General features: G+C 37.8%; 16 protein-coding genes and 4 pseudogenes. 3 read left to right on the top strand and 17 right to left on the bottom strand.

The window, feature by feature from the left end; genetic code table 11:
• Positions 1–556: 556 nt before the first annotated feature.
• The 5 genes and pseudogenes from D8790_RS01700 to D8790_RS01680 all read right to left on the bottom strand — a co-directional run bounded on the left by D8790_RS01700 (position 557) and on the right by D8790_RS01680 (position 3,398).
• On the bottom strand, positions 557–1,240 hold the full coding sequence (locus D8790_RS01700) for a S24 family peptidase (protein WP_125387353.1): 684 nt from the start codon (positions 1,238–1,240) through the stop codon (positions 557–559).
• A gap of 30 nt (positions 1,241–1,270) precedes the next feature.
• A pseudogene (locus D8790_RS01695) lies at positions 1,271–2,109 on the bottom strand (ImmA/IrrE family metallo-endopeptidase).
• A gap of 104 nt (positions 2,110–2,213) precedes the next feature.
• Entirely contained in the window at positions 2,214–2,543 is a 330-nt protein-coding gene (locus D8790_RS01690) for a hypothetical protein (protein WP_125387352.1), read from the bottom strand.
• A 100-nt stretch (positions 2,544–2,643) separates the two neighbouring features.
• Positions 2,644–2,982 (bottom strand): HNH endonuclease, encoded by a 339-nt coding sequence (locus D8790_RS01685; protein ID WP_125387351.1) that lies wholly within the window; start codon positions 2,980–2,982, stop codon positions 2,644–2,646.
• A 182-nt stretch (positions 2,983–3,164) separates the two neighbouring features.
• Positions 3,165–3,398, bottom strand: a complete 234-nt coding sequence (locus D8790_RS01680) for a hypothetical protein (RefSeq protein WP_125387350.1) — start codon at positions 3,396–3,398, stop codon at positions 3,165–3,167.
• Here D8790_RS01680 and D8790_RS01675 point away from each other — a divergent pair.
• Positions 3,385–4,488 (top strand): annotated as a pseudogene (locus D8790_RS01675) (tyrosine-type recombinase/integrase); the annotation flags it as partial. The gene D8790_RS01680 and the pseudogene D8790_RS01675 sit on opposite strands and share 14 nt — an antisense overlap.
• Before the next feature lie 645 nt (positions 4,489–5,133).
• Here the strand turns inward: D8790_RS01675 and D8790_RS01665 are convergent.
• The 5 genes and pseudogenes from D8790_RS01665 to D8790_RS01640 all read right to left on the bottom strand — a co-directional run bounded on the left by D8790_RS01665 (position 5,134) and on the right by D8790_RS01640 (position 10,460).
• Positions 5,134–6,183 carry a DUF389 domain-containing protein gene (locus tag D8790_RS01665; protein ID WP_125387349.1) on the bottom strand — a complete coding sequence of 350 codons (1,050 nt, stop codon included), beginning with the start codon at positions 6,181–6,183 and terminating at the stop codon, positions 5,134–5,136.
• 278 nt (positions 6,184–6,461) lie between these two features.
• Positions 6,462–6,767 (bottom strand): annotated as a pseudogene (locus D8790_RS01660) (DUF898 family protein).
• Between the two features lie 58 nt (positions 6,768–6,825).
• Positions 6,826–7,266, bottom strand: a pseudogene (locus D8790_RS01655) (FtsX-like permease family protein); the annotation flags it as partial.
• A 544-nt stretch (positions 7,267–7,810) separates the two neighbouring features.
• On the bottom strand, positions 7,811–8,758 hold the full coding sequence (locus tag D8790_RS01645; protein ID WP_125387348.1) for an AEC family transporter: 948 nt from the start codon (positions 8,756–8,758) through the stop codon (positions 7,811–7,813).
• A 76-nt stretch (positions 8,759–8,834) separates the two neighbouring features.
• On the bottom strand, positions 8,835–10,460 hold the full coding sequence (locus D8790_RS01640) for a malolactic enzyme (protein WP_125387347.1): 1,626 nt from the start codon (positions 10,458–10,460) through the stop codon (positions 8,835–8,837).
• Between the two features lie 358 nt (positions 10,461–10,818).
• Between D8790_RS01640 and D8790_RS01635 the strand changes: the two genes are divergently transcribed.
• Together D8790_RS01635 and D8790_RS01630 are read left to right on the top strand one after the other, a co-directional pair.
• Entirely contained in the window at positions 10,819–11,169 is a 351-nt protein-coding gene (locus D8790_RS01635; RefSeq protein ID WP_004185387.1) for a helix-turn-helix domain-containing protein, read from the top strand.
• A 127-nt stretch (positions 11,170–11,296) separates the two neighbouring features.
• Entirely contained in the window at positions 11,297–12,175 is an 879-nt protein-coding gene (locus D8790_RS01630; protein WP_125387346.1) for a LysR family transcriptional regulator, read from the top strand.
• 208 nt (positions 12,176–12,383) lie between these two features.
• Here D8790_RS01630 and rpsI read toward each other — a convergent pair whose 3' ends face one another.
• The 7 genes from rpsI to D8790_RS01590 form a co-directional block, all read right to left on the bottom strand.
• Positions 12,384–12,776: a 30S ribosomal protein S9 gene (gene rpsI / locus D8790_RS01625; RefSeq protein ID WP_096363147.1), complete on the bottom strand. Its 393-nt coding sequence runs from the start codon at positions 12,774–12,776 to the stop codon at positions 12,384–12,386.
• Between the two features lie 18 nt (positions 12,777–12,794).
• Positions 12,795–13,241, bottom strand: a complete 447-nt coding sequence (rplM, locus tag D8790_RS01620; protein ID WP_003026230.1) for a 50S ribosomal protein L13 — start codon at positions 13,239–13,241, stop codon at positions 12,795–12,797.
• A 183-nt stretch (positions 13,242–13,424) separates the two neighbouring features.
• Complete coding sequence (locus tag D8790_RS01615; protein WP_125387345.1) at positions 13,425–14,288, bottom strand: DegV family protein; 864 nt, start codon at positions 14,286–14,288, stop codon at positions 13,425–13,427.
• A gap of 142 nt (positions 14,289–14,430) precedes the next feature.
• Positions 14,431–15,075, bottom strand: coding sequence for a hypothetical protein (locus tag D8790_RS01610; protein ID WP_125387344.1), 645 nt, complete (start codon positions 15,073–15,075; stop codon positions 14,431–14,433).
• Positions 15,075–15,806, bottom strand: coding sequence for a 23S rRNA (guanosine(2251)-2'-O)-methyltransferase RlmB (gene rlmB, locus D8790_RS01605; RefSeq protein ID WP_125387343.1), 732 nt, complete (start codon positions 15,804–15,806; stop codon positions 15,075–15,077). The genes D8790_RS01610 and rlmB overlap by 1 nt, the downstream gene beginning before the upstream one ends.
• Positions 15,807–16,217: 411 nt before the next feature.
• Complete coding sequence (tig, locus tag D8790_RS01600; protein ID WP_048763290.1) at positions 16,218–17,501, bottom strand: trigger factor; 1,284 nt, start codon at positions 17,499–17,501, stop codon at positions 16,218–16,220.
• A gap of 427 nt (positions 17,502–17,928) precedes the next feature.
• Positions 17,929–18,492 carry a TIGR01440 family protein gene (locus tag D8790_RS01590; protein WP_125387342.1) on the bottom strand — a complete coding sequence of 188 codons (564 nt, stop codon included), beginning with the start codon at positions 18,490–18,492 and terminating at the stop codon, positions 17,929–17,931.
• Positions 18,493–18,504 lie beyond the last annotated feature (12 nt).

Here is an 18,504-nt window from a genome sequence, read left to right as displayed (position 1 = left end):
TTTAATATTCATTACTCAATAAAAAATAGAGCAACTCTAAGACTGCAATCTCAACATCCCAACAGTCGAGTCTTCTAACAAATTTCCTTTTGGATTTTTGCGGACACAAAATCCAACTCATTTTTACGAAATATATCCTTGTCAGAAATGAAGGAGATTAACGTCGAACTCAAGTTCAAAAAAACTTCATCAATAGAGTAGGTATAAATATCTTTTGGTCTACCTTAATCATTTAGAACCTTTTGTCTCTACTTATTAATCTTGATATACTAATCCATCTGTGGTGGTGCAACACCTGTCACTCTTGTCCAGTCTTCAATATAGCAAGCAGATTCGGGAATTATTGACACTTTTTACATTTTCGCATGTTAGATTTTCCAAAGGCCTTCTTAAACATAGTATACGATATATAATAGTAGGCTGCTTAATTACCTACTCAGCTCATAAAAAAAGAGACGTTTTTAGATAATGCACGCCTCTCTACACATTCAGCACTAACATAGAACAACTTCATATTGAAAAGGCATGTAAATGAATAACCACAGTTCCCTATAAACTAATCCTCCAAAGGCATGAAATTTCCCACAATCAGACCGATGATACGAGGCTCATCTTCGTAAGGAGCTAGCATATCCGTATACTTAGGATTGATAGAAACTAACCGTAAACCTTCCTCTTCACGGTAGACACGTTTGATATAAGTCTTACCATTCCAAACAACCGCATAGACAGCTCCATCATAATCAAAACCCGTTTCTCGAATCAGGGCGACAGAACCATTTTTATACTTGGGCTCCATGGAATCCCTTGATACCCAAAAAGCAAAGTCGTGAGCCAATTCTTCGGTGAAATAAACCGTGTCATAGTTTTTATCATCGTAGATAGCAGATTCAATACCAGCAGACATTTCTTCGTAAACACAGTATGCAATCCGTTTTTCTGCGATAGAAACAATTCTTCTCTGCTCGCTCTCTGCTAAAGCTTTAACATAGTGAGTTGCCTTTTCTTTGTTTTCAGGAGACAAAGTATTGTAATAACGCACAATATCAATCTCAGTAAAATAGCCTTTAGGCACTTTCAATAATTTCTCCAGCAAAGCAACCTTTTCAGTAGATGGTTCTTTTACCCCACGTTCCCAATTCGATACCGCTGGAATGGAAATCCCTAGCTTATCTGTCAGATCAAACTGTGTCATTTTTAACTTTTTACGCCTTGCTTTTAATTTCTCTGGTTGATACATTCTCTAGCCTCAAATCAATAATAATTTAAATTATTCTTTCTTTTTGGCTTGCTCTTCAGATAATTTATTCTTATCCCAAGCATAAGCAATACTTTTTCCTCTGTTATATAGTAACCAAACCTTGATATACTTTGCCTTATTTGTAATCTCTGACCAAATCTCTTGATTCAATAGTTCAGACACTTCTTCACTGGTTACAATACTACTCTTGCTCAATTTCTGAATAACTACATCAACAGGGGAGGGTCAATACTGATTAAAGTCATCCGCAATTTGATCTTTTATCTTATGAAAACAATGATGAATAGTGGCATTTTGACCATCAATGTACTCATCGACTACTCGTCTAATTTCTGTTTCCAATTCAAGATGATATTCCCTTAGCAGGTCAATAAGACGGTACGTAAGAGCCTCTTTAGACACTCCCAATGAGACATGGACTTCCTCAAAAGTATAGCAAGCATAATAAATTTTAGAAAGAAGAACAATATCAGGCATAAGGATAAATGCCGAAAAAATGTTAGCTTCCCGTTCAATATAACTATCCTGATTATCTACTGACTCAGAATAATACCACTTTCATGTTTTAAAAGAAAGTGTCCCAGCTCATGGCAAAGCGTAAAATTTTGTTTCGTAATAGAATTCTCCTGTTCATATGAAATACTAACACCTAGTTCATCAATTATTGTCAATCCCTCTATCTTTCGATCTGAAAAGTGGCGGGGAATCACCAAAATTCCTTTTTCACTCACATAATAATCAAAGAAAAAACGAAAGGTGTATTTCAATAAGGGAATACCCTGATTCTTCATCAACTGATAAAGAAATTGCTTGGCTTTTTCTTTAGCATTTACATACAAATCTTCCAACTTGTACCTCCTCTATTCTTTGGAAATACAAAATTTAACCAAATTAGTTAAATGTATTATATAAAAAGAGTAGACAAATGTCTACTTATAATGGTTCTATACATTTATTTCTCGACTTTTTTAAATGCCTTTAAAAATAATTCACTATTTTCTAACAAAGAAATAAATCTCTTATAAAAAGGTAGAATACACGAATTATTCGAATATACTTCCATTGCCGATTTTTTCAATCTCCTTACAATGCTGACTAAAGTATCAACTCCGCTAATTTCTAATGTTTCTTTAAAAAGAACCATCTTTTCTTCAATAATTTCTGTCATCATTTCAGAGTATCTTTTAGACAATTCAAGACATTCAAATGTTTCCTTAACTTTTCTATACAATTCTCTATCTTCAATTAACTCTTCTGAAATTAATTGATATTTCGGAATCATAAAAAGTTTTTCTTCCCCATTCGAAAAATCAATATATGAATTCTTATCACTAGTATCAATTACAATATTACATATTATAAAATCAACATCAACAAAATCATTAAAATAAGGATGATATGCTTGTCCTATAGATGATTTTTTTATTACACTTTGAACAACTTGGTAATAAATTCGCAGGAGTTATAGTTAAATAATCATATTCAGACTTGGGTAAAAAATGATCTAACTCATCATTACCATGCCTTTTTTCACAATAAATACATTTTCTGTTTGATATATTTAATAATTTTTCTACAAACTCGCTAGTTGTTGCTGATCCTCTAAACTTATCGTATAGCGCCTTATAGGCATCGTTACTTAACTTATCAGCTATGTTGTTGTGCTTTATATATTGTCCCAATTGATCCACATTTTTAGTATGAGATTCCATATTAGACATAAAATCCGCTTCAGCTCTAATTAAAATAGTTTTAGCACAGTTGAAAGTACTCCTAGCATAAAGGATATCCTCCTCACTTCTATTTTTTTGATTTAATAGATGGAACCAAGGTATCTTCTCTATAGGAAGAAATTAAGCTATCAAAAAATCAGCAATCCGAAAATCAGGGGGCAATACGGTTCTCAATCCTGACTCCTTTCATTATATAATTTTGTTACGAGTAATTTAAGCCCCAAAGTTCCAAGTTGATTGTCAAATTGAGAAATTATATCTTCTAATGTTGCATCGGGATTCCCAGCGACATATTTATCTATGATATTGATAAAGCCAGATTGATCTGACTCAAGACCAAAAACTTCAGACATTAAAGTACTAATATTTTGAGCAAATGTCTCCTTTGATAAACGAGATGCCACAAGATTTTCACCTCTTCTATCTAACTTATATATACAATTATTAGGTATACAACACATAGATTCAAAACTTAATGGGAATATCTTATTTAAAGATTTTTATAAGAAAATCTGGTTAGAGCCCTACAAAGCAGGTCAAACCACTACTACACTAAAACCTCCTACTAAAGCTACTGTTTTTCAAACAGAGAGTATTTTTAGATTACATATTCTTCCGATATTAGGGAAATACTCGTTAGAGCATTTAATAAATAATAAACAACTCGTTCTGTCACTCCTTACTCCCAAAGCAAATAGTTATGCTAATTTCAAGGTCATTAGGAGCTATGTAAATTCTGTTTTCGATTGGGCTGAGGAGCTTGAGTATATTCCATCAAATAAACTCCGAAAGACAATTAGTAGAATTAAAGCAAATAAAAAAATTCTCCTTAAAGAGAGTAAACGTGAAGAAGATCTTTCTCTCGATAAAGAGGAACTAAAATTATGGTTACAAGCTTTTGACACTGATTTAAAGGAAGGAATCATTGACCTAAAAGATTACACTCTCTTTTATACTACCTTCTTCTTATCTGACCGAAAATCAGAAAGTTATGCTTTGCAATGGAAACACATCAACTTTTCCACCGGAGAAATACTTATAGAACAAGCTTTAGATCGTTTTGGTAATGTAAAATCAACTAAAGGAAATAAAAAAACTCTTTTTATAGCACCAACTGAATTAATGGATCTTCTAGCAAATTGGAAAGTTAAGCAACAAGAAGAGCTCAAACTTTTCGGACTGAAGCAAACACAAAAACAGTTTGTTTTTACATATAATGATCGTACTAATAATATTAATCTTCCTCTCCATACAGACTATCTGAACTATAGAATGAAATCAGTTAGACGAAGACATCCCGAATTAGCACCAGCTTCACCACACAAACTAAGACATACTGGTGCTACTCTTGCTAAACAAGCAGGTATTTCTCTTGATGCCATTTCAGAAGCTCTTACTCATAGTGATAAAGAAATTACAAAAACTTACGTTAATACCAAAGATAAAGTCAATCAGACTGTAGGTGAAATTGCGTTTCGTAGTTTAAAAAATTGATGGGGTGAATATGGGGTGAATTTTGGGGTGAACTTTGATTTTTTGAAACAAAAAAAGACATCCAAGAGTAAATTCTTGAATGTCTGTAAACGTTGATATAATCGTATTGATTAACGTTTACTAAATTGTGAAGCTTTACGGGCTTTCTTAAGACCTGGTTTGAAAGATTTTTCTTTGAATAAATTTCAAAAGCTTGTAATATCAATGTTTCCACAAGTTTTCAAAAACTAAAAATTTCATCCAACTCCAACTAATTTCATCTGAATGGTGTGAACTTTATCCTAAAAATACACGAATTGAGCTGATAAATGCTAAAAGTTCACACCATTAGTCAAATTATTTTTTGTTACATACATTTTTTAGATGATAGACCTCCTAATTTATTTCTTATAGCGTTTGAGCAAACCTCCGTTATCAGAAAACAACCAGAAAGAAAAACCGCAAAATTAATATTTTCTTTCTGGTTGTTTTTTTATAAATTGAATTTGCAGTAAAATACTTTACTCATTTACACTATCCCTTTCTTCTATGTACTTTCTTTCATCTAAAGAAAAACCTCGTATTCATCAATTTTATTTTGTTATAGGTAAGAAAGAAGAACAAACAAGAAAAACACGGCATAAAAACCTATTCAGTTCATCGTCCTCAATCCTTGTCTGCTTCATTTTCTTTTACGAGATCTTTTTGCGAATCCTTTTCAGAGAGTTTTTGATCGATATACTTGTTAATGGTTTCATAAAATTCCTTGGTCGCTTCACTATCTAATTTTGTCGAATTATGGACTTGATTGACTTTCAATTGAACAGATTGAATACCGTAAGAGGCTTGTTTTTGGCGAATTGTTTCTAATTCTTCTTCTGAAATAGGATCTCCAACGACCGTCAAGACCAATTCATTATTCCTTGACTTGTAGACTTGATTTATGACCGTATGATTGGCGAACTCTTTTCCTACAAACTGTTTGATCCCTTCTTTTCGCGCTTGATCCATCGTCAGAGTAACTGCTGAATAGCTGGCTGGAAGAACCAATAATACAATCAAGGAGATCAACCCAATTCTCATTTTAATATTTAGCTCTTTAAATGAACTTAAGGGAGATTTTCTCATCATAATTCTTGTTCCAACAATGTTGATTAGCATGATAAAGACACAGTTGATCAAGAAAAGATAAAGAGCACCAAATAAAAATCGTACATTTCCATTAGCTAAACCATAGCCCGCAGTACAGATAGGTGGCATCAAAGCTGTTGCGATGGCTACTCCTGGTACGATATTGTTTGCTTCTTTTTTCCTTGAACCAATGAAACCTGCTATCCCACCAGCAATAGCAATGAGAACATCCCAAATGGTTGGAGAGGTTCGTGCAATCAACTCGCTACTTGCATAAGATAAGGGAGAAATCCAGAAATACAGAGTCGATACAAGCAAACTGACCAATACTTGAGTAAATAAAACCTCTAGAGATTGCTTGATTAAACGCGTATCAAAAATAGCTAAACCAAACCCCAGTCCAACAATTGGTGTCATAAGAGGGGAAATCAGCATGGCTCCAATAATGACAGCTGTTGAATTCATATTTAGACCTATAGAGGCAATAAAAATCGCACACATCAAAATCACTGTATCTCTTAATCGAACATGAAGATCATCATATAATTTCTCACGATATTCACGTGTTGAATAATTTCCGGTCATTGGTTACTCCTTTTATTTCATATAATCTTGTTTCTGCCTGGATGATGGTAGAGAGACTTCTGTCCAATCTTACATATTTTTAATGCTCACCTGTCATTCTTTTGAAAATTATCCTTTAAATATCCATCAATCTATCCTTAACATTATATCAAAAATTTTACAGTCTTTCTCTGAAGAAATCAATTAATCTAAAAGATAGAGAAAGGAAGTAATTTTTGTTTCCTTATCCGAAGATGAAAAAACGTTATCTCCTCTGAAAGAAGATGCCGTTTTAATCTTTAAACATGATGAGTGTGTTTGACAATCCATTGCTCCATTTTTATGTTCAACCAGAAGCCATAGATTCCAAACATGATGATGGTTAGAAGAAACTACTTGATCCAGTTACCGAATAGTTGTGTTCCAGTCCCGTCAAAGTATAGACGTTGCCCATCCACTACTGTGTGTTTGGTTTTCCAATTTTGCATCATGCAAACCGCCCAAGGTGTTGCGATCCCAAAGGTAAGCCCGAAAATTATGGCTACTAAGATAGAGTATCCAATATAATCTAGGATTCCTCCGTCAAAATAACTTTCAGATTTTATATTATCTCCTTTATTTTTATATGTTTATATTCTAGGCACTCTATTGCATTATTATTTTTTACATTTGAACAATCTTACGATAACTTCTTGAAGTAATCATAAAGATTAAAACATAGATGAGTGCAAAGATTCCACAGATTGATAAGGTTATTGTCAACATCATGGTCGCATCGACTACTCCAATGACCTTTAGAATCAAGCTCCACATATGATAAGCAAAGGTCAGATGGAGGAAGGCAAAGATTACAGGAAGAAAGAAAACGGTCAAGATTTGCTTGTTAATAGTTTGCTTGATCTGCTTTTGATCCAAACCAACCTTTTGCAAAATTACAAAGCGTTCGCGGTCTTCATATCCTTCAGAGATTTGTTTGTAGTAGATGACTAATACAGTACCGACCATAAAGATAATGGATAGGAAGATACCGATTAAGAAGAAGCTACCAAACATTGCATTGCCTTCTTGGCTATTATTTGCTTTACTAGATCCGTAAACAACGCTTTCCTGATTTTCAAAATGAAGCGATTGTTTATAAGGAGAGAACAAATCTTGTCCTCTCCAGAGTATGACTTTTTGGTAACCCACTACAGTTGACAAAAATGCCAGATGAGGTGTTTTTTAGCATGCCCTTTTATGGATCAAAAAGTGTTAAAAATAAGACAGTAACCTCAGAATAGCTACTGTCTTAACTCTTTTTTTACTTAAAGCCTTGATAGACTTAACAAATGGTAGAAAAGAGCCTGAATTTGGTGTGAAAAGTGGTGTGAATTTTGTTAAAAAACGTCAAAAAACACCCCATGGTGTGAACCATGAAGTGTTGTAAATGCTGTATTGTAGCCATTTCTTAATGTTTTGAGAACTGTGATGCTTTACGAGACTTTTCAAGCCTGGTTTGGAAAGTATGGGTTTCCGTTGGACTAAAAACAGCGTAATATCAAGGATTTTCAGAACGATATCTACTTTTTAATTTCATAAAATATGAATCAATATTTTTTAAACAGGGAAATTTCTTAACGCAGAACTTTCAAGCCTATCCTCTTCCTTCTTATCCTAATAAAGTTTGTAATATTGGAATAACAACGATAAATAGAACCATACTTAGAGTCACTACATTCGTAGAGAATTCCACATCTCCTTTTCCTTGATTAGCAAGGATTGGGAGAACGGCTAGAGCTGGTGTCGCGGACTGAATCATAAAGGTCTTAAATTCTACTGTCGCCATATTTGGTGCAAAGAACTTCAATACAAGAAGCATGATCAGAGGAGCTAGGATAAAGCGTCCAACTAAAGTGATAATTGTATCTTTATCAAAAGTAATAGTTTTCAAGCCTGCCTTTGCAAGAACGATACCAATATAAATCAGAGATAGGGGAGTGACGATATTTCCAACATAGGTTAAGGTATTCGTTGCGAAATCTGGAATAGAGATTCGGAGAATCAAAAATAGCAGAGCCATAAGAAAACCTACAAGCGGAGCTGGTAGCAATTTCTTCCAGTCAAATTTACTTGTCTTCTTGCTTTGGCCCGATTTACTATCGCTCGTCATCAAATACACGCCTAATGTCCAGGTGGAAATCGTGTTGGTGATATAGTAAATTAAGAAATATGGAAGAGCCTGATCCCCAAAAAGAGCAACGTTTAAAGGTAAACCAATAAAAATAGTATTGGCATTCACAAAGGTATTAATCAAGGTTCCTCGTCGTCCTGGACGGATCTTGAAAAGCATAACTGCAATATAAGCTACCATATATCCTAAGATAAATGCCACAAAAGTATAAAGGAGGCCTCCAGAAAGACTGATTAGTTTATCTAGTGTTAGGTATTTCATCACCGACACAAAAATTGACGCTGGCAAGGCTACATTCATAATCAAACGAGACAGGTTGGGACCAAAGTCATCTCCAAACCATCCCCTCACCTGAAGAATGTACCCCAAAACAATAATAGCGATAATCGGAATGATACTCGTAATCGAGGTTAAAAAGAGTGACATAGGTATCCTTTCTAAATTTCTTAAGTCCACAGCCTATATAAATTTGTCGGTATAGAAGGATAGCAGCAGGAATGAATTATTTATACTCTGGATACCACTTCAAATCACGAACTGCTTTGGCCATATCTGTTTCCTTAGCGCGTGCAAGACCTTGCTCTTGCGCTTTTTTAGCGACTGCTTCCGCTACTTTAATAGAAACATCTGCTACATACTTGAACGGCGGCAAAACAGGAGCTCCTGGTTGTCCTGGATTGACAATACCACTCAATGAATGAGCTGCTACTCCAATCATTTCATCAGTCAAAAGACTTGCTTCAGAAGCCAGCATACCTAGACCAAGACCAGGGTAAATCAAGGCATTATTGGCTTGACCAATCACATAGTCGACACCTTTATAAGAAACCGTATCAGCAGGAATTCCTGTTGCGACAAAAGCTTTGCCATCTGACCATTCAATCAAATCTTTGGCACTAGCTTCTGCTAGTTTGGTTGGATTTGACAAAGGGAAGATCATCGGACGCTCTGTATTTTCACACATAGCCTCTACTATTTCTTTAGTGAAGGTATTAGGCTGAGTCGAAGTTCCTACAAGAATGGTTGGATTCACAGTCTTCACTACTTCAAGCAGGTCAGTCAACTTGTCTGCGTTACTAAAGTCAGCACGTTTCTTAGCAAACGGTTTTTGCTCAGGAGTTAGGTCATCCATGTCATCAAAGAGAAGACCTTGTTTATCAACCATAAAGAAACGTTTATAAGCTTCTTCTTCAGAAAGACCTTCACTCACCATTTCACGAAGAACACGAGAAGCAATCCCTGCACCAGCTGTTCCCCCACCATAGCAGAGATAAACTTGATCTGTTAATTTTTCGCCACTAATATCCAGTGAACCAAAGATACCACCCAAGGTAACGATTCCTGTACCTTGAATATCATCGTTAAAGGTTGGAATTTGTTTTCGGTATTTTTCAAGAATATTGGCAGCATTCAAGCGACCGAAGTCTTCCCAGTGAAGGTAGAGTTTAGGAAAGAGGCGCTCTGCTGTTTGAACGAATTGGTCAATGAAGTCGTAGTAACGATCTCCGCGAACCCGTTCGTGACGATTCCCTAAGTAATTAGGACTATTCCGAAGTTCTTCACGGTTAGTCCCTGCATCAATGACTAAAGGAAGAACCATAGAAGGATCGATTCCAGCAGCACCCGTATAGACCATCAATTTCCCGACAGAAATATCGACACCATTTGTTCCCCAGTCACCGATTCCAAGAATTCCTTCTGCATCTGTTACAACAATGAGACGAATCTCGCGATCACCAGCAGCATTTTTCAAAGTGGCTTCAATATTTTCAGGATGATTAATATCAAGATATCCCGCATATTGGGGATCTACAAAGAGGTCACTATAGCCTTCAATAGTATCTGCAATGGTTGGGTCATATACAATTGGATTGAATTCTTCCAAATGTTGAGAAAAGAGGTAATAGAAAAGAGTCCGGTTGGTATTAAAAATTTCCATTAGGAAAAGACGTTTTTCCAAATCATTGGCTTTTGTTTGCATTTGTGCATAAGTTTGCGCCGCTTGTTCTTCAATGGTTTGAACATAAGGTGGCAATAAACCAATAAGACCTAGTTCCTTCCGCTCCTCTGAGGTAAAGGCAGTCCCTTTATTAAGGAAAGGATTGTTTAAAATATCATGTGCAGTCATAGTGCAACCTCCTTTTTGATAATATTATACCACTTAATATGTATTTTTAGGCGAACTTTGTTATTTGAAAAATACAATCGTTAGTGTATATGTTATAATGAGTCTAGAAGTAAAGTGCTTTTGAAAACTATTTATTCTGTAGGTTATTACTCAAAGCACCATTTTGTGATTCTTTAACCTCTTTATGTTATAAATTTCTATACTCGGTAATTGCTCTTTTCCATCGGACAAATAAAGCCATACAAAAATATAATTGATAAAGCAAATTACAATAGATAAATATCATTTAAGTTTTTTATACAATACTTCGTATTTTTTAAGCTGTTTTTTTGTCATACAAAACTTGTATTCTATTTATATGACAACTAAAAACTATTTACAACAATATATTTCCAAAAAAGTGAAATATTTTCGAACACAAAACAAAATGAGCCAGGAAGAACTTTCGGAACAAGCGGGACTTGGGCTTAAGTATATCAACCAACTAGAAAACCAAAATGTGAATCTGACCATTCACAGTCTTGAAAAAGTGATTGACGCCCTAGAGATGACCCCAGAGGAATTTTTCAATTTTGATAGCCTTGAATCAACCTCTGATAAGACTGACAATCTTTCACTCAAAAGAATCAACATGAAGATTAAACAGCTCCCTATTGATAAGCGAGAAAAGATCTTGGTCATTTTTGAAAGTATCTTAGACAATCTTTAATATCCCTGACTCACTTACATTTTAACCAGCGAATACTCGTATAGTCAAATTGTAGGATACGGATAAAATTTATTTATCTGGTGATTTCCACTTATTTTCCTTCTCCAACTATTGAAAGTGAGCCCATATGAATTTAAAAGATCTACAATATTTTTATGACCTCTGCCAGCTTCAATCCTATACGGAAGTGGCAAAACAACACAGTGTCACCCAGCCATCTATTTCTTATGCTATCAAGCGCTTAGAGGACTCCTTTAATTGCAAATTGATTCATCATGATCCCTCACATCGCTCCTTTAAATTAACTACTCAAGGACAAATCCTTCTGAAGCATACAGAACTGATTTTATCTGAGGTCATTTCTACTCGCAAAGAAATTAATCGCTCTTTGGCGCATTGCTCTACTGTAGGATTCCCTCCGATTATCATTCAGTATCTTTTCTCTGTCTTACATAAAGAAACTGAATTTGATTTTTTAAAGAAGGTACGTCCTATTCGTGGTGGATCCGTAGAATTATTAAACCTTCTCCTTAAGGGAGAACTAGATGCGAGCTTACTCGGATTGATTGAACCACTCAATCATCCTTCAATAGAGACACATGAACTCTTTCATAAAGAACTGTATGTCGTTTTATCTAAGAACCATCCTCTTGCTACTGCTCCTTCCCTTATTTTTGAAGAATTAGTAGATCAATCCTTTATACTCTTAGACGAACACTTTGTTCACCTGAAAGCTTTTGAACTACTTAATCAAAAGTATCAAAACAAGGCAGAAATATTCTTTAAGAGTGACGACATTGTCATCATTAAAGAACTTTTAAAGAAAGGGATTGGCGTTAGTTTACTGGCTGATATCGCACTTTCTGATGAAGATGATGATTTAATAAAAATCCCTCTAATACCGGAGGACCAGATAACATTTACAATTTATTACGCTTATCTCAAATCAGCTACGCCATCATCAGAAGTAGAGGCCTTATTTAATTTCATTAAATCATATGAATAGAAAAAAGCTCTAACTATCAACTACCTGATAGCTAGAGCTTTTTACATTATAGGTATTAGACTAAAGTACGAAGAAATAGAAAATTATTGACGAATCTTTTCATTTACCTGATACCATTCAAGGAGATGCCCAATTATAAATCTACAAAGTGTCGATAAAAAAGAACACCAAGAAAGGTGCTCTTTGTAAGTATAGTAATTCTTTCGAATTAACGTTTACTAAATTGTGAAGCTTTACGAGCTTTCTTAAGACCTGGTTTCTTACGTTCTACCATACGAGCATCACGAGTAAGAAGGCCTGCGCGTTTCAATGAATCGCGGAAGTCTGGGTCTACTTGAAGAAGGGCACGAGCGATACCGTGACGGATAGCGCCTGATTGACCAGCGTAGCCACCACCATCAACGTTTACGAAAACGTCGTATTGACCAACAGTTGAAGTAACTGCGAATGGTTGGTTGATAACCAAACGAAGGTCAGCGTGTGGGATGTACTCTTCAACATCTTTTTTGTTTACAGTGATTTTACCAGTTCCTGGAACAAGGTGAACGCGTGCAACAGCGTTTTTACGACGTCCAGTACCTGCATATTGTGCTTGTGACATACTTTATTGTTCCTTTCCTTAGATAAGTCCTGAAATATCAAGAACTTCTGGTTGTTGTGCAGCGTGAGTGTGCTCAGCGCCTACAAATACTTTCAACTTCATACCTTGAGCGCGACCAAGAGTATTGTGTGGAAGCATACCTTTAACTGATTTTTCGATCAAACGAACAGCGTTCTTAGAGCGAAGTTCACCAGCAGTGATAGACTTCAAACCACCTGGGTACATTGAGTGAGTGTAGTAAACTTTATCAGTTGCTTTTTTACCAGTCAATTTAACTTTTTCAGCGTTGATAACGATTACGAAGTCACCTGTATCAGTGTGTGGTGTGAATGTTGGTTTATTTTTTCCACGAAGTACGCTTGCTACAACTGCAGAAAGGCGTCCAAGAGGTACATCAGTAGCGTCTACTACATACCATTTGCGTTCAACTTCACCTGGCTTAGCCATGTATGTTGTTTTGTTCATGATTTCTCCTATATGAATATCGTTTTTGTTTACAGGGCGGATGTTCCGGTCCGCGGGTTATTTGAAAGGTTCCGGGGCCTTACAAATGGGGTAAACAATACCGCCTACTATCATACCAAATTTTCTAACCAAAAGTCAATATATTTGATGCAATTATTTATAAAATAACGATTTCATTTCGATTTAGTCTGAAAGTTCACTGCCAATGCTAAAGAGTCCTAGAGTACCTGGGCCGGTATGCGTCGAAATAACCGGACCAAGAGGCAGAATAAGGACTTCTGTGACCTGCCCAGAAGCTAAAAGCTTCTCCTTGACATTTTCAGCGACTTCTTTTTCGCCTGCATAGGCAATGACTACAAGTGGCTCAGAAATGGTCTCTAGAGTCATCCCAACTACCTCAGCCTGCGCCTTCTTCTTGCCTCGCACCTTAGCGACCGAATCCAGACTGCCGTCAGCTGTGACTGCGATGATGGGCTTGATATTGACCAAGCTTCCCATAAGAGCCGCTGCCTTTGAAATGCGGCCGCCCCGCATAAGGTGGTTGAGGTCATCCACCAAGAAATAGGTCTGGACTCTAGGCACTAGACTCTGAAGCAAAGCTGCCGTCCGTTCTAACCCTTGACCCGCCGCTCTAGCTCCTACAGCCTTCATAACCAAGAGGCCTTCACCCATCGAAGCTGCCTTGGTATCAAGGATGGTGATGATCGCCTCAGGATAATCCTCTAAGACCATCTCCCGCGCCATGACTGCACTTTGGTAGGTTCCAGACAGGGCTGAAGCAAAAGCCACATAGAGAACCGCTGTGCCCTCCTGAGCATACTGGCGGAAAACATCTTCAAATTGGCCGACATTGATCTGGCTGGTAGTCGGCTTGCTGCCCGACTCCATCTTGGCTAAAAGCTGCTCACTGGTTAGCTTATCCGGTCCGACAGTCTCATAGGTTTGCCCGTCCAGCTGAATGGTCAAGCCCAGAACCTGCACATCATGTTCTTGGGTCCAGCTTTCTGGCAGGTCTGCTGTCGAATCCGTTAAAATTTTAAAGGTCATTATTTTTCTCCATCATTTTTCAGTTCCCACAGAGAGGTTACCTCCATGGACATAAGCGGGTTAGTAGTGGTGATTTGACTGCCACCATATCGGGACTGGCTATTGGAAATTGCTTGCTTTTTAGGAAAGCTATTTCGCTCGGTCAGTCTAGAACAGGACTGACACCTTGAAACCCTTTCAAATCAAAAATATATTGAAAATATTCATCTTGTGAATTTTTTAAAATAAGGTTTGCTTTGCCATTAAGCAATTCAATACAGGTCCATTCCCCATCCACACTCTCAACATCATATTTTTTATCTTCTAAAAATAAATTTGTTAATTGTCCTTCTGGATATTTATTTTGGAAAGAAACCATCCCAGAGTTATCATTTCGGTAAGCAAGTACAGGAACTTCCACTTTTTGATTTCCCATATAAAAGGAACTCATACACCTCTTTTCAGCAAGGCACTCATATTTTCCTTTTACGTAATTCACAATCTCTTTATTTAAAATTGTAGAAAAATTGAGAATGCTGATGAGATCCGCCTTATCACTGGATAAGGTTTCGACCTCAATTAGGTATTTCAAAGCGCCATTTACCTGACTTCCTTGACCGTATAAATCCGTGCAATTCAAGGAATATTGGGTCAATAAATCCTCTAAGGGATACTGATCTGCTTCCTCAGTGATTTCAAAGCAAAAGCAATAATTATCTTCTCTTTTATTATGGTAGATATCATAAATGATCGGTTCAAACGTTTCTGTTTGATATTTTTCTAACGCATAAGCTCCTAGTACTTGCATTAGCCCACCCGATTTCTAAAGACTTCATACATGAGAATGGCCGCTGCGACGCTGGCATTGAGGCTTTGGACATGGCCATTCATGGGAATAGTCAGCATCTCATCCACCTGCTTCTTGATGTTGCTGGAAATCCCCTTGCCTTCGTTCCCAATGATGAGGGCTAGCTTGCCAGCCGTATTCCACTTATGAACAGGCGTTCCCTGCATATCCGTCCCAAAAATCCAGAAGCCAGCTTCCTTGAGCTTGTCCAGGGTCTGGCTGAGATTGGTCACACGGGCAATGGGAATGTGCTCGATAGCGCCTGTAGAGGTCTTGGCCACAACTGGTGTCACGCCGACTGCTCTGTGCTTGGGAATGATCACTCCCGTGACATTGGTAGCATCAGCCGTCCGTAAGATAGAGCCCAGATTATGCGGGTCTGTCAAGCCATCCAGAATCAACAGCAGAGGATTCTCTTCCTGCTCCGCTTTTTTCAAAATATCCGCCAATTCTGCATAGGCAAACTCCGATACCCGCAAGACAAAGCCTTGGTGAACGGCTCCGTCCGTCATCTCCTGCAAGATTTTCTTGGGTGTCCAAGAGATAGAGACCTTCTTTGCTGCCGCCAAATATTTGATCTTGCTCACGTTTTTCCCACGCAAGTCGTCCTGAATGTAAAGTTTATTTCCCGTATTGGCCATCAAGGCCTCGGTCACAGCATGCACGCCGTAAACAATATCATTTTTTTCCATACTAACAGTATATCACAAGCTCCCCCAAAAAATCTGTCTAAAAGCTAAATATCTCTCTATGACAGCCGAGCATTTCTCAGCAATCAGCTAAAAACTGCTTTTTGTTATCCTATTTATTTTTGAAATAATTCCTTATCTGAGACTTCGAAACTAGCTTGACTAGCCAGTCCTGCTAGCTATTTTCAAAACAAGAGACATCCCCTCTCGTCAAATACTTACTTTTGGCCAACGGCTATCTCAAGTATCATTTACCTTAAAAACTAAGGGAAAGTGACCAGCCGAGGCCTAGATTCCCCACATCTCTCTTGAACAGTTCCTATTTTAAACTATCCCTACAACATCAAAAAAGAGAGAACAAATTGTTCTCTCTTGTGCTTGCATTTGTCACCCACTAGGGCTGACTAGAAGCTATTATTTTACTTTAGCAGTGCTTGTGATGACTTCAACTGCTTTCTTAACAGCGATATCATGTTTAAGCATTTCTTCTGAAAGCAATTGGCGAACGCGGTCTGCTTCCATGTTGTAGTCTGTTGCCAATGAAGTGATTTCTGCTTCAACTTCTTCAGCGCTCGCTTCAAAGCCTTCTGCTTTCGCAACTGCTTCTACAACAAGGTTCGTCTTAGTGCGTGCTGCAGCATCTGCTTCATATTGTTTGTGAAGGTCTTCTTGAGTTGTACCAGTGATTTGGAAGTACATATCAGGAGAGATACCTTGACGTTGCATGTTGCCGAGGAATTCGTTCACAGCGCGATGAACTTCTTCGTGAATCATTTCTTCTGGAAGGTCAACGATTTCTGCGTTTTCTACTGCAAGATCGATCGCTGCTGCTTCAACTGCATCGTTGTAAGCTGCTTCTTTCGCTTCTGCTAACTCTTTACGGTATTTTTCTTTCAATTCAGCAAGAGTTTCAACTTCTTCGTCGATGTCTTTTGCAAGTTCATCATCAAGAGCTGGAACTTCTTTTTCTTTTACTTCATGGATTGTTGTAACGAATTTTGCTTCTTTACCAGCAAGGTCAGCTGCTTGGTAGTCTTCTGGGAAGGTTACAACAACGTCTACTGTTTCACCAGCTGAGTGACCAACCAATTGGTCTTCGAAACCTGGGATGAATTGACCTGAACCAAGTCCAAGTGAGAAGTTATCGCCTTTTCCGCCATCAAATTCAACACCGTCAACAGAACCAACAAAGTCGATGACAACTGTATCACCTTCAGCTGCTGCTCCATCTTTCAGAACCAATTCAGCCAAGTTGTTGCGTTCACGTTCAATGCGCTCATCAACTTCAGCATCAGTAACTTCCTTAGAAACTTCTACAGATACTTCAAGGTCTTTGTAAGCACCCAATTTCACTTCAGGTTTTGTCACAACTTCAGCAGTGATGACCCATTCTTGACCTTTTTCCATTGAAGTCACATCAATTTTTGGTTGTGCAACCACTTCAAGACCAGCTTCTTTTACAGCTGCTTCATAAGCTGCTGGAAGCAATGCATTCAAGACATCTTGATAAAGTGATTCTTCACCAAAACGTTGGTTGAAGACTGGACGAGGAATATGACCCTTACGGAAACCTGGTACAGCAATATTTTTCTTAACTGCATTAAAAGCACGATCCAAAGCAGGTTTGATTTGGTCTTGACCGATAGTAAAAGTCAATACACCACGATTTGTTTCTTTGTTTTCAAATGATACAGACATTCTGTCAGTTCTCCTTCAAATTTTTTGCATACAATCCATTATAACATAAGTAGCAGTTTTTTCAAGCGACACCTTTTATTTTTCGCCTTTTTCCCCTTTCATACGCTGAAATCTTAGCCACTTTTTACTCTTTTTTGACCATTGCCCAGCTCTCAGCAGACAATATTCTCTTATCACTGTGGGATTATTTCCCTCACCAGCACGAGAATCGACTGGCTAAGTCTACCATTTGGGAAAAGAGAGTGGGACAGAAATCGGTAATTCGTTAGAATTCGATTTCGTCGTCCCACCTCCGCACAGTTGAGTAAGGCTGTAAAAGCTGATGAAATCAGCGTAGTAGAGCCCACTCAACCACTGCGTCTTGCTCGACAATCCAAAGACAATTGAGAGGCTAGGACTTTTGTCCCAGCCTCTTTCTACTATTCTACTAGGTTTTTCGAATCCTATCTTCGATATAAGACGCTCTGGCTCCGCCAATTAACTTGGGACGACTGGCAAGGGCTGTAACGTGAGCCTGACCCAAACTGCGCAGTTGAGGGCGAATCGGAACCTGAACATGCTTGACATGCATTCCGATTGACGTATCTCCCACATCCAAGCCAGCATGGGCTGTGATAAACTCAACCTCCACAGGATCTTTGATATAATCAAAAGCCGCTAGCTGGCCACTCCCGCCTGCATGTAGGCTGGGTAGGACATTGACAATCTCTAAGTCTTTCTTTTCTGCCAATTCTCGCTCTACGACCAAGGCGCGGTTTAGGTGCTCGCAACCTTGAACGGCCAAGTAAATCCCCCGAGCTTGCAGAATATCTAACAAGGTCTTGACAATGACCTGACCGACTTCCCTACTGGAATGCTGGCCAATGTGTCCCCCCATGACTTCACTAGAAGATAGACCTAGGACAAAAATATTTCCCTTGACCAAACCCGCCTTGTCCAAGACATCTGTAGCGATCTGTCTGGTCTCCTTTTCAAGCTTCTCTAAATCCATCTTTGACCTCAC

This window comes from Streptococcus cristatus, from assembly GCF_003943535.1.
Lineage (GTDB): Bacteria > Bacillota > Bacilli > Lactobacillales > Streptococcaceae > Streptococcus > Streptococcus cristatus_L.
This window is presented reverse-complemented; position numbering and strand designations above follow the sequence as displayed.